The organism is Burkholderia sp. Ac-20349 (genome assembly GCF_017104865.1).
Classification (GTDB): domain Bacteria; phylum Pseudomonadota; class Gammaproteobacteria; order Burkholderiales; family Burkholderiaceae; genus Burkholderia; species Burkholderia aenigmatica.
This window is the reverse complement of record NZ_JAAGPM010000052.1, coordinates 22,725-35,231: the sequence shown is the minus strand read 5'-3', so window position 1 is coordinate 35,231 and position 12,507 is coordinate 22,725. Positions and strand designations below refer to the sequence as shown.

The window sequence follows — 12,507 nt, the reverse complement described above, 5'->3', positions numbered from 1 at the left end:
GGCCCCTTTTTGCTTCCTTCAGCGCTCACGCGACATCACGCGATCCGCTCTTCCGACGCCGGATCGAACAGCACCGCCTTCGACACGTCGAACAGCAGCGACAGCGTCTGGGCGGGCTGCGGATCCGCGGCCGGATGCACGCGGCTCACGATCCGCTTGCCGTTCACCTGCGCGAACACGTGCGTATCCGGCCCGGTCGGCTCGGTCACGTCGACGCGCACGTCGAACGGCTGCAGGTGCGATGCGTCGCCGTTGTGCGCGTGGCGCACGTCGGTGATGCGCTCCGGCCGCAGGCCGAGGATCACCTCGCGGCCGACGTGCGACTTCAGCTTCGCCGCGTCGAACGGCAGGTTCAGCGCGCCGCGCTTGACGCCCGTGTCGATCTCGAGCGCGATCCCGCTGCCCTGCTCGACCAGCTTGCCGTTGATGAAGTTCATCGGCGGCGCGCCGATGAAACCCGCGACGAACAGGTTCGACGGCGAATCGTAGATCTCCTGCGGCGCGCCGAACTGCTGGACCACGCCGTCCTTCATCACCGCGATCCGGTCGCCGAGCGTCATCGCCTCGATCTGGTCGTGCGTCACGTAGACGATCGTCGTGCCGAGGCGCTGGTGCAGCAGCTTGATTTCCGCGCGCATCTCGATGCGCAGCTTCGCGTCGAGGTTCGACAGCGGCTCGTCGAACAGGAACAGCGACGGATCGCGCGCGAGCGCACGGCCCATCGCGACGCGCTGGCGCTGGCCGCCCGACAACTGGCCCGGCTTGCGGTCGAGCAGGTGCTGGATCTGCAGCATCTGCGACACGCGGTCGACGATCTGCTGCTGCTCGCTCTTCGGCACCTTGCGGATGTTCAGGCCGAACGAGATGTTCTCGCGCACCGTCATCGACGGATACAGCGCGTACGACTGGAACACCATCGCGATGTCGCGATCCTTCGGCGACAGGTCGTTGACGACCTTGCCGTCGATGCAGATCTCGCCGCTCGTCACGGTCTCGAGCCCGGCGATCATGTTGAGCAGCGTCGACTTCCCGCAGCCCGACCCGCCGACCAGGATCAGGAACTGTCCGTCCTCGATCTCGATGTCGACACCCTTCAGGACCGGCACCCCGTTCGGGTAGGTCTTGTACACGTCACGGATGGAAAGGCTTGCCATGCTGTGAATCCTCTGTCTCGTCTCGCGCGGCGCACTCGGGCGCCGCGTCGGGTTCGTTTCGATGCGCCGCGCGCGAGGCGCGGCCGGTTCGTCGTATCGGATGAAGCCGCGCTTACCCCTTCACCGCGCCCGCCGTCAGCCCGCGCACGAAGTAGCGGCCGGCGACGATGTAGACGAGCAGCGTCGGCAGCGCGGCGATGATCGCGCCGGCCATGTCGACGTTGTATTCCTTCACGCCCGTCGACGTGTTGACGAGGTTGTTCAGCGCAACCGTGATCGGCATCGAATCGACGCCGGAGAACACGATCCCGAACAGGAAGTCGTTCCAGATCTGCGTGAACTGCCAGATCAGGCACACCATGAAGATCGGCAGCGACACCGGCAGCAGGATCTTCGTGAAGATCGTGAAGAAGCCCGCGCCGTCGATGCGCGCGGCCTTCACGAGTTCGGCCGGCACGCTCACGTAGAAGTTGCGGAAGAACATCGTCGTGAACGCGATGCCGTACACGACGTGCACGAACACGAGGCCCGGAATCGTGTTGGCGAGGCCGAGCATCCCCTGCAGGCGCGCCATCGGCAGCAGGATCACCTGGAACGGGATGAAGCAGCCGACCAGCATCATCGTGAACAGCGCGTCGGCGCCGCGAAAGCGCCAGTGCGTGAGCACGTAGCCGTTGAACGCGCCGATCAGCGACGAGATCAGCACGGCCGGGATCACCATCTGCAGCGAGTTCAGGAAAAACGGCTTCATGCCGTCGCAACGCACGCCGGTACACGCGCCGCTCCAGGCCTTCACCCACGGATCGATGGTCCACGTGGTGGGCGGCGTCAGCAGGTTGCCGGTGCGCAGCTGGTCGAGATCCTTGAACGACGTCGACAGCATCACGTAGATCGGGAACAGGAAATACAGCGCGAACAGGATCAGTGCCGCATAGATCACTGCCCGGCTGATCGTCATCTTAGGCTGCATTGCGGGTGCTCCTCGATTCCATATACATCAGCGGCACCAGCACCGCGACCACGGTCGCGAGCATCATCACCGAGGACGCCGCGCCGAGCCCGAGCTGGCCGCGGTTGAACGAAAACGTGTACATGAACATGGCCGGCAGCGACGACGACGTGCCCGGGCCGCCCGCCGTCAGCGCGACGACCAGGTCGAAGGTCTTGATCGTGATGTGGCAGAGGATCAGCAGCACCGAGAAGAACACCGGGCGCATGCTCGGGATCACGATCTTGCGGTAGATGGTCGGCAGCGTCGCGCCGTCCACCTGCGCGGCCTTGAAGATCTCCGCATCGACGCCGCGCAGCCCCGCGAGGAACAGCGCCATCACGAAACCGGTGGACTGCCACACGGCCGCGATCACCACGCAGAAGATCGCCTTGTCCGGATCGTCGAGCCAGCCGAACGAGAAGCTCGTCCAGCCCCAGTCGTGCATCACCTTCTCGAGGCCGAGGCCCGGGTTCAGGATCCACTGCCACGCGGTGCCGGTGACGATGAACGACAGCGCCATCGGGTACAGGAAGACCGCGCGCAGCGCGCCTTCGTTGCGGATCCGCTGGTCGAGCAGGATCGCGAGGAACAGCCCGAGCGCGACGCAGACCACGATGAACGGAATCCCGAACCAGCCGAGGTTCGCGGCGGAGGTCCACCACACGTCGTTCTGGAACAGGTCCGAGTAACGGCCGAAGCCGTCGAATTCGTAGTTCGGCAACAGCCGCGAATTGGTCAGCGACAGATAGCCGGTAATCAGGATGAAGCCGTAGATGAACACCACGGCGATCGCGACGCTCGGCGCAAGCACGAGCTTCGGGATCCAGCGATCGGCGAAGGCCGACATCGGCGACGTACGCCGTGCGGCGGCAGCGCCGGATCCGTTTCCGCTAAGAGGGGCAGCCACTTGATTCGACTCCTGGAACGAGGGCGACGCAGGCCGGGCCGGCGCCAGGTACGGCACGAGCCCGCGGGCGAGCCCGTTTGCTGCACATGCAAAAACGCCCGGCCGATGAAGCGCTTCCGGCCGGGCGCCTGTCGCGCGTTACTTGACCTTCGCGGCCTTCGCGAGCGCGGCGACCGCGCTCTTCGAATCCTGCTGCGAGTTCATGAACTTCGTCACGACGTCCGTGATCGCGCCGGCGGTCGCATCGCTCTGCGCCATCCCGTGCGCGAGCGACGGCACGAAGCCGCCCGACTTGATCGCGGTCTGCTCGTCGGCATACGACTTCTTCGCGCAGTCGTCGAACTTGTCCATCTTCACGCCGAGGCGTACCGGCACCGACCCCTTCAGCAGGCTGAACTGTTCCTGGAAGTCCGGCGTCATGATCGTCTTCGCGAGCGCGAGCTGGCCCGGCGTCGCCGCCTTGTCGCCCTTCTGCTGGAAGAACACGAACGAATCGACGTTGAACGTGTAAGCATTCGCCGTGCCCGGCACCGGTGCGCAGATGTAGTCCTTGCCCGACTTCTTGCCGGCGTTCTCGAACTCGCCCTTCGCCCAGTCGCCCATGAACTGCATGCCGGCCTTGCCGTTGATCACCATCGCGGTCGCGAGGTTCCAGTCGCGGCCGTTACGGCCGGTATCGAAGTAGCCCTGGATCTTGCGCACCGTGTCGAACACGGACAGCATCTGCGGCGACGTCAGCGTCGCCTGGTCGAGGTCGACCAGCGCCTTCTTGTAGAACGCCGGGCCCTGCGACAGCACGACGTCTTCCCACAGCGTCAGGTCCTGCCACGGCTGGCCGCCCATCGCGACCGGCTGGATGCCCGCGGCCTTCAGCTTGTCGGCCACCGCGAAGAATTCAGGCCAGGTGGTCGGCACCTTCGCGCCGACCTTGTCGAGCGCGGCCTTGTTGATGTACAGCCAGTTCACGCGGTGCACCGAGAACGGCGCCGCGACGGTGTGGCCCTTGTATTTGATGATCTTGTCGATTTCCGGCGGCAGGTTCTGCTTCCAGTCGCCGGCAGCGGAATCGATGTTGACGAGCACGCCCTGGTCCGCCCAGTCCTGGATCAGCGGGCCCTTGATCTGCGCGGCCGACGGTGCGTCGCCGCTGATCACCTTGGTCTTCAGCGCAGTCATCGCCGCGGCACCCGCGCCGCCCGCGACCGCGAAGTCCTTCCACACGTAGCCCTGCTTCTGCACGTCGTCCTTCAGCACGCCGACGGCCTTCGACTCGCCGCCCGAGGTCCACCAGTGCAGCACCGTCACGTTCTCGGCTGCCTGCGCCGCCACGGCGCCAGCCATCAGACCTGCGGCGCAGAGCGCGCCCATGATCGAGCGAACTTTCATTACTTATCTCCTCCAGACTGAATCAACTCGTGAGGTTCCCCGACGGGGAACCGGCTTCTTGATAACGACGGGGAAATCGAGCCGCGGGACGCATGCAGCGTACGGGGCCGATGACCGGCCGGGCTCTTACAGAAAGCGTGAATCGAGATTCAACGGCGTGTCTCCTCTTTGTGTTTCTGGCCCGCCGCGGTGATGCGGCGCGAGCCCGGGGCCGACGTCGCGCTGACGATGCGCGCCGTCAATGTCCGATAACATTCGGCACAAGGCGTTCCCGAAGGCGAAGCTCGCGCAGTTCATCGACCGCACTTCTTTTTTTCTTCACCCAGGTGCTACCCCTTGCGGCGGATTGTAGTTAAACTACAATTCAGTGTCAAAAATATTTTTATCGCACTACGGATCGCTTCCCAGCACCCCAACCCGGCGGAGACACATGCATACCGATTCCAGCTTTACCTTCGTACTTTTCGGCGGCACCGGCGATCTGTCGATGCGCAAGATCCTGCCCGCGCTGTTCGAAGCGCACCGTGCGAACATGCTGGCGGAGAGCGGCCGGATCGTCGCTGTGGCGCGTCATGAATCGGATCGGGCGTCCTATCTCGAATGGGTCGACACCCACGTGAAACCGCACGCGGCCAAGGCCGCCGGCAAGGCATTCGACGAAACTGCGTGGAAGTCCTTCCTCGATCGCATCGAGTACGTGCACCTCGATCTCGGCCGCGCGGAAGACTACGTCGTGCTGCGCGATGCCGTGGCATCGCTGCCCGGCATCCGCGTGTTCTATCTTGCGACCGGCCCGTCGCTGTTCGTGCCGATCTGCAAGGCGCTCGCGTCGGTCGGCCTGAACGAAGGCTCGCGCATCGTGCTCGAGAAGCCGCTCGGCTACGACCTGAAGTCGTCGAATGCGATCAACGACGCGGTCGGCGAGATCTTCGCGGAAGGCCAGATCTACCGGATCGACCACTACCTCGGCAAGGAACCCGTGCAGAACCTGCTCGCGCTGCGCTTCGGCAATGCGCTGTTCGAGCCGCTGTGGCGCCGCGAGTGGGTCGAGAGCATCCAGATCACGATCGCCGAGGAGCTCGGCGTCGAGGCGCGCGGCGATTTCTACGACAATACGGGCGCGCTGCGCGACATGGTGCAGAACCACCTGCTGCAGCTGCTGTCGATCGTCGCGATGGAACCGCCGCATTCGATGGATTCGGATTCGGTACGCGACGAGAAGCTGCGCGTGCTGCGCGCGCTGAAGCCGGTCGATCCGCGCGACATCGGCAAGGTGGCCGTGCGCGGCCAGTATCATGCGGGCGTGATCAAGGGCGCGCAGGTGCCGGCCTACGCGACCGAGCCGGGCGTGAAGCCCGACAGCCAGACCGAAACCTTCGTCGCGCTGAAGGTCGAGATCGAGAACTGGCGCTGGGCCGGCGTGCCGTTCTTCCTGCGCACCGGCAAGCGTCTTGCCGATCGCGTCGCGGAGATCGTCGTCAATTTCCGCCCGGTGCCGCACTCGGCGCTCGGGCCCACCGCGCTGCGTCCCGGCTCGAACCGCCTCGTGATCCGGCTGCAGCCGAACGAGACGATCCGCCTGTACTGCCTCGCGAAGCAGCCGGGCGAAGGGATGAACCTCGCGAGCGTGCACCTCGACCTCGCGTTCGACCAGTTCTTCAAGGAAGGGCAGATGGAGGCGTACCAGCGCCTGCTGCTCGACGTGATCAACGGCCGGCTCGCCCTCTTCGTACGCCGCGACGAACAGGAAGCCGCATGGCGCTGGGTCGAGCCTATCCTGAACGAATGGGCACGCACGCTGAAGCCGCCGAAGCCGTACGCGGCGGGCACGTGGGGGCCGGCCGCGGCGAGCGCGATGCTCGCGCAGCACGACACCTGCTGGCTCGAAGAAGAGAACTGATGCAAACCGTTGCCGCGCACGCCACCGTACGCGGCAACGTGCCCCACGATTCGTACGATTTGAACAGACAAAGCAGTCCGGAGGAGATGTGATCGAGATCCACGCTTTCGACACCCAGGAAGCGCAAAGCGAAGCGCTCGCGCGCGCCGTCGGCGATGCGCTGCGCGCCGCGCTCGCCGGCCCCGCGCGCCCGATGCTCGCGGTGTCCGGCGGCACCAGCCCGCGCCCGTTCCTGCAAACGCTGTCGCACGCGGCGCTCGACTGGGCCGGCGTCGACGTGACGCTGGTCGACGACCGCTGGGTGCCGGAGGACGACGCAGCCAGCAACGCGCACCTCGTGCGCGACACGCTGCTGCAGCATGCAGCCGCCCCGGCCCGCTTCCTGCCGCTCGTCGACACGCGCGCCGCGCTCGACGCGCACGTCGCCGCGCTGAACGCGAACGCCGATTACCGCGTGCCGACCGTCGCGGTGCTCGGCATGGGCGAGGACGGCCATACCGCGTCGATCTTCGCCGATGCGCCCGAATGGGAGCACGCGATCACGACGCCCGAGCGTTTCGTCGCCGTGCATCCCGGCGCCGCGCCGCACGCGCGCGTGAGCTTCTCGCTCGATGCGCTCAAGCGCGTCGACCGGCTGTTCCTGCTGATCGCGGGCAACGCCAAGCGCGCGGTGCTCGACGCCGCAGCCGCATCGCTGCAGAAGAACGCGATTTCCCAACTGGCCAACGACAAGGGGACCCAGCTCGATGTCTACTGGTGCGCAAAGTAAGGCGGCCGTCGCGGGCCAGCATGCCGACGGCCCGCGCCTGCTCGCGGACGTCGGCGGCACCAACGCGCGCTTCGCGCTGGAAACCGGCCCGGGCGACATCACGCAGATCCGCGTGTATCCCGGCGCCGACTATCCGACGCTCACCGACGCGATCCGCAAATACCTGAAGGACGTGAAGATCAGCCGCGTGAATCACGCGGCGATCGCGATCGCCAATCCGGTCGACGGCGATCAGGTCACGATGACCAACCACGACTGGAGCTTCTCGATCGAGGCGACGCGCCGCGCGCTCGGCTTCGATACGCTGCTCGTCGTCAACGATTTCACCGCGCTCGCCATGGCGCTGCCGGGCCTGACCGACGCGCAGCGCGTGCAGATCGGCGGCGGCGCGCGCCGCCAGAACAGCGTGATCGGGCTGCTCGGGCCCGGCACCGGGCTCGGCGTGTCGGGGCTGATTCCGGCCGACGACCGCTGGATCGCGCTCGGCAGCGAAGGCGGCCATGCGTCGTTCGCGCCGCAGGACGAGCGTGAGGACCTGGTGCTGCAGTACGCGCGCAAGAAGTTTCCGCACGTGTCGTTCGAACGCGTGTGCGCGGGCCCCGGCATGGAGATCATCTATCGCGCGCTCGCCGCGCGCGACAAGAAGCGCGTCGCCGCGACCGTCGACACGGTCGAGATCGTCGAGCGCGCGCATGCGGGCGACGCCCTCGCGCTCGAGACGGTCGAATGCTTCTGCGGCATTCTCGGCGCGTTCGCGGGCAGCGTCGCGCTGACGCTCGGCGCGCTCGGTGGCGTGTACATCGGCGGCGGGGTCGCGCTGAAGCTCGGCGAACTGTTCACGCGCTCGTCGTTCCGTGCGCGCTTCGAGGCGAAGGGCCGCTTCACGCACTACCTCGAGAACATCCCGACCTACCTGATCACCGCCGAATACCCGGCGTTCCTCGGCGTGTCGGCGATCCTCGCGGAGCAGCTGTCGAACCGCTCGGGCGGTGCGTCGTCGGCCGTGTTCGAACGGATCCGCCAGATGCGCGACGCCCTGACGCCGGCCGAGCGCCGCGTGGCCGATCTCGCGCTGAACCATCCGCGCTCGATCATCAACGATCCGATCGTCGACATCGCGCGCAAGGCCGACGTAAGCCAGCCGACCGTGATCCGCTTCTGCCGCTCGCTCGGCTGCCAGGGGCTGTCCGACTTCAAGCTGAAGCTCGCCACCGGCCTCACCGGCACGATCCCGATGAGCCACAGCCAGGTGCATCTCGGCGACACGGCCACCGACTTCGGCGCGAAGGTGCTCGACAACACGGTGTCGGCGATCCTGCAGTTGCGCGAGCACCTGAATTTCGAGCACGTCGAGAACGCGATCGAGATCCTGAACGGCGCACGGCGCATCGAGTTCTACGGGCTCGGCAACTCGAACATCGTCGCGCAGGACGCGCATTACAAGTTCTTCCGCTTCGGGATCCCGACGATCGCGTACGGCGACCTGTACATGCAGGCCGCATCGGCCGCGCTGCTCGGCAAGGGCGACGTGATCGTCGCGGTGTCGAAGTCGGGACGCGCGCCCGAGCTGCTGCGCGTGCTCGACGTCGCGATGCAGGCCGGTGCGAAGGTGATCGCGATCACGTCGAGCAACACGCCGCTCGCGAAGCGCGCGACCGTCGCACTCGAGACCGACCACATCGAGATGCGCGAGTCGCAGCTGTCGATGATCTCGCGGATCCTGCATCTGCTGATGATCGACATCCTCGCGGTCGGCGTCGCGATCCGCCGTGCGTCGACGAACGGCGAACTGCCCGAGGCCGTCGCGCAGGCGAAGGCACGCGCGAGCGACGACGAAACGGCCGACGTGCTCGACTGGCTGAGCCACGGCGCGTCGCCGGCGGCGAAGGACGTCGCGCGGGACTGACGCGGCGCGGCGGCCGCCGCTTCCCGCGTTCCAAACAAAAACGCCACCGGCGCAGCGCGCACGGTGGCGTTTTTCATTCTGCCGTCAGGCCGCGGCTCAGGCGCCCGCCTTCACAGGCCGCCCGTGCCAGCGCAGCACGAGGTAGCGGCCGGCGAAACACAGCACGCCCGAGATGCCGATCGTCACGCCCATCGCGAACGGCGTGCCGTCCGCGAGTGCGCCGATCGCAACGCTCGCGAGCGCGCCGAGCGCCAGCTGCATCGCGCCGAACACGGCCGCCGACGCGCCCGCGTTGTGCGGATAGCGATGCATGAGGTCGGTCGTGCAGTTCGCGGACAGGATCCCGACCACGCCGACGACGAAGAACAGGCACACGACGATCGACCACAGCCCGCCCCACCCCGTCAGCGCGACGAGCGCGACCGCGAGCGATGCGATGCAGCTCACGAGCGACGCGGCCGCGATGATGCGCAGCGAGCCGATGCGGCCGACGAGCCGTGTGTTCGCGAAGTTGCCGATCATGATGCCGACGACGTTCAGGCCGAACAGCAGCCCGTAGTGCTGCGGCGACACGTGGAAATACTCGATGTACACGAACGGCGTCGCCGTGATGTACGAGAACATCGACGCGAACGCCATGCCGCCGCACAGCATGTGCCCCCATGCGACGGGATCGGACAGGATGCGCCCGTACGACGCGAACGACGCGAGCACGGCCGCGCTCTTGCGCCGCTCCTTCGGCCAGGTTTCCGGCACGCGCAGGTACGCGGTCGCCGCGCACACCGCGCCGAACACGGCCAGCACGACGAACACGCCGCGCCAGCCCGAGAAACGCAGGATCTGGCCGCCGATCAGTGGCGCGAGCAGCGGCCCGACCGCGGTGACGATCGCGACCATCGACAGCACCTTCGCCGCGTCGGTCGGCTCGTGCGCGTCACGTGCGATCGCGCGCGACAACACCGACGCCGCGCCGGCGCCGAGCGCCTGCAGGAAGCGTACGAGGATCAGCATGTCGATCGACGTCGACACGAAACAGCCGATGCTCGCGAGCGTGAACAGCGCGATGCCGCCGAGCAGCACGGGGCGGCGGCCCCACGTGTCGGACAGCGGGCCGTACAGCAGCATGCCGACCGAGAAGCCGGCCATGAAGCTCGTCAGCGTGCGCTGCGCGGCGCCAGGGCTGACGGAGAAGCCGTCGGCGATCGACGGCAGGCTCGGCAGGTACATGTCGGTAGCGATCGGCCCGCAGGCGGCGAGCGCACCGAGCAACAGGATCAGCCGGGCATCGGGCCGGCGCCGGACGACGTGGGACATGGGTATCCGGAATGGAGCCCGCACGCATCGGGGCGCGCGTGGCGATGAAGACGGGAGGCCGCGCCGCGAACGGCGCGCTCAGGCCCATGATTGTACGCGCAACTTTTTTACGTGCCGCCGGTGCACGTGCGCGGCGGGCCTAAAAGCAGCGGTGCGGTGCCCGCCGCGCAGGATCGCGAGCGGGGATTCGATTAAGCTTGCAGCTCCTTGCCTCTCTCGTCTGACCAATTCGACGCACGACCGAACCGATGACTGCTTTCCTGCTGATCTGGAGCCCCAAGAAATGGCCGTGGCCCGACCTGCCCGACGTCGCCGCGCGCGTGAAGGCCGGCGAGGCCGTGCATGACGTGTGGGGCTGCGGCTTCGCGCGCGGCATCCTGCCGGGCGACCGCGTGTTCCTGCACCGCGTCGCGAAGGAGCCCAAGGGCGTGTTCGGCTCCGGCTACGTGACGCGCGCACCGTACGAGGTGCCCGATGCGGCGACGAAACGCGGCTACCGGCTGTGCATCGACTTCGTATACGACTGGCTGGTCGACGCGCACCAGGACGTCGTGATCGCACGCGACGCGCTGCGTGTCCATCCGTATTCGGTGCAGACCTGGGATGCGCAAAGCTCCGGCACGGTGATCAAGCCGATGGTCGAAGGCCCGCTCGAGAAGCGCTGGGCCGAGCTGACCGGCAAGCGCAAGCCACCGCCGTTGCCGGATCGATAACGGGGCCGAATCGCCCCTTCCTGCCCGGCCCGCGCGATCCTTCGCGCGCCGAAAGGCCGCAGACCGCGCCGCGGGCCCGCCGCGCGCGTCTCCGGTACAATCGGACGATCGTTCCGCCCAGGCGCCGCGGCCCGTGCACAGGCCCCCGCGCCCTTCTCTCGCAGGTTTCGCCCATGTCCAACAATCAGATCCTCTTCGAACGCGCCCAGAAGACCATTCCCGGCGGCGTCAACTCGCCGGTGCGCGCATTCCGTTCGGTCGGCGGCACGCCGCGCTTCGTCGCGCGTGCGCAAGGCCCGTATTTCTGGGATGCCGACGGCAAGCAGTACATCGACTACATCGGCTCCTGGGGCCCGATGATCGTCGGCCACGTCCATCCGGAAGTCCTGTCGGCCGTGCAGAACGTGCTCGCCGACGGCTTCTCGTTCGGCGCGCCGACCGAAGCCGAGATCGAGATCGCCGAGGAAATCTGCAAGCTCGTGCCGTCGATCGAGCAGGTGCGGATGGTGTCGAGCGGCACCGAGGCCACGATGAGCGCGCTGCGTCTCGCGCGCGGCTTCACGGGCCGCAGCCGCATCGTCAAGTTCGAGGGCTGCTACCACGGCCACGCGGACAGCCTGCTCGTGAAGGCCGGCTCGGGCCTGCTGACGTTCGGCAACCCGACGTCGGCCGGCGTGCCCGCCGACATCGCGAAACACACGACCGTCCTCGAGTACAACAACGTCGCCGCGCTCGAAGAAGCGTTCGGCGCGTTCGGCGACGAGATCGCCGCCGTGATCGTCGAGCCGGTCGCGGGCAACATGAACCTCGTGCGCGGCACGCCCGAATTCCTGAACGCGCTGCGCGCGCTGTGCACGAAGCACGGCGCCGTGCTGATCTTCGACGAAGTGATGTGCGGGTTCCGCGTCGCACTCGGCGGCGCGCAGGCCTACTACGGGATCACGGCCGACCTCACCTGCCTCGGCAAGGTGATCGGCGGCGGGATGCCGGCTGCCGCGTTCGGCGGCCGCCGCGACATCATGGCCCACCTCGCGCCGCTCGGCGGCGTCTACCAGGCCGGCACGCTGTCGGGCAACCCGATCGCGGTCGCCGCGGGCCTGAAGACGCTGCAGCTGATCCAGGCGCCCGGCTTCTACGATGCGCTCACCGCGCAGACGAAGCGCCTCGCCGACGGCCTCGCGGCCGAAGCGCGCGCGGCCGGCGTGCCGTTCGCGGCCGACTCGATCGGCGCGATGTTCGGCCTCTACTTCGCCGAACGCGTGCCGACCAGCTTCGCGGAAGTGACGAAGAGCGACACCGAGCGCTTCAACCGCTTCTTCCACCTGATGCTCGACGAAGGCGTGTATTTCGCGCCGTCCGCGTACGAGGCCGGCTTCGTGTCGAGCACGCACGACGACGCGGTGATCGACGCGACGCTCGCGGCCGCGCGCCGCGCATTCGCGGCACTCGCTGCCTGACCCGGGTCCG

Annotated in this window: 10 protein-coding genes; 5 read left to right on the top strand and 5 right to left on the bottom strand. The window is 67.3% G+C overall.

The window, feature by feature from the left end; all coding sequences use genetic code 11:
- Positions 1-35: 35 nt before the first annotated feature.
- From ugpC to G3N61_RS18605, 4 genes are all read right to left on the bottom strand, one after another.
- Complete coding sequence (gene ugpC / locus G3N61_RS18620; RefSeq protein ID WP_043181723.1) at positions 36-1,154, bottom strand: sn-glycerol-3-phosphate ABC transporter ATP-binding protein UgpC; 1,119 nt, start codon at positions 1,152-1,154, stop codon at positions 36-38.
- A 112-nt stretch (positions 1,155-1,266) separates the two neighbouring features.
- Positions 1,267-2,124, bottom strand: a complete 858-nt coding sequence (locus G3N61_RS18615; RefSeq protein ID WP_043181722.1) for a carbohydrate ABC transporter permease — start codon at positions 2,122-2,124, stop codon at positions 1,267-1,269.
- The gene (locus G3N61_RS18610; protein WP_043181720.1) at positions 2,114-3,052 is read right to left on the bottom strand and encodes a sugar ABC transporter permease; all 939 of its coding nucleotides are present in this window, start codon (positions 3,050-3,052) and stop codon (positions 2,114-2,116) included. The genes G3N61_RS18615 and G3N61_RS18610 overlap by 11 nt, the downstream gene beginning before the upstream one ends.
- Positions 3,053-3,190: 138 nt before the next feature.
- Entirely contained in the window at positions 3,191-4,438 is a 1,248-nt protein-coding gene (locus tag G3N61_RS18605) for an ABC transporter substrate-binding protein (RefSeq protein WP_043181719.1), read from the bottom strand.
- Between the two features lie 430 nt (positions 4,439-4,868).
- Here G3N61_RS18605 and zwf point away from each other — a divergent pair, with 430 nt between their 5' ends.
- From zwf to G3N61_RS18590, 3 genes are all read left to right on the top strand, one after another.
- A complete protein-coding gene (gene zwf / locus G3N61_RS18600) occupies positions 4,869-6,338 on the top strand; it encodes a glucose-6-phosphate dehydrogenase (protein ID WP_205823268.1) in 1,470 nt (489 codons plus the stop codon).
- Between the two features lie 88 nt (positions 6,339-6,426).
- Complete coding sequence (gene pgl, locus G3N61_RS18595; RefSeq protein WP_205823267.1) at positions 6,427-7,107, top strand: 6-phosphogluconolactonase; 681 nt, start codon at positions 6,427-6,429, stop codon at positions 7,105-7,107.
- On the top strand, positions 7,085-9,013 hold the full coding sequence (locus tag G3N61_RS18590) for a bifunctional transcriptional regulator/glucokinase (RefSeq protein WP_043181714.1): 1,929 nt from the start codon (positions 7,085-7,087) through the stop codon (positions 9,011-9,013). Before pgl ends, G3N61_RS18590 begins: the two co-directional genes overlap by 23 nt.
- 96 nt (positions 9,014-9,109) lie before the next feature.
- Here the strand turns inward: G3N61_RS18590 and G3N61_RS18585 are convergent, their stop codons facing one another.
- Positions 9,110-10,327, bottom strand: a complete 1,218-nt coding sequence (locus tag G3N61_RS18585) for a Bcr/CflA family multidrug efflux MFS transporter (protein ID WP_043181712.1) — start codon at positions 10,325-10,327, stop codon at positions 9,110-9,112.
- Positions 10,328-10,575: 248 nt separating this feature from the next.
- Between G3N61_RS18585 and G3N61_RS18580 the strand changes: the two genes are divergently transcribed.
- Both G3N61_RS18580 and hemL read left to right on the top strand, forming a co-directional pair.
- Positions 10,576-11,040 (top strand): hypothetical protein, encoded by a 465-nt coding sequence (locus G3N61_RS18580; protein WP_089430736.1) that lies wholly within the window; start codon positions 10,576-10,578, stop codon positions 11,038-11,040.
- A gap of 173 nt (positions 11,041-11,213) precedes the next feature.
- On the top strand, positions 11,214-12,497 hold the full coding sequence (gene hemL, locus G3N61_RS18575) for a glutamate-1-semialdehyde 2,1-aminomutase (protein ID WP_014897811.1): 1,284 nt from the start codon (positions 11,214-11,216) through the stop codon (positions 12,495-12,497).
- The last annotated feature ends 10 nt before the right edge of the window (positions 12,498-12,507 follow it).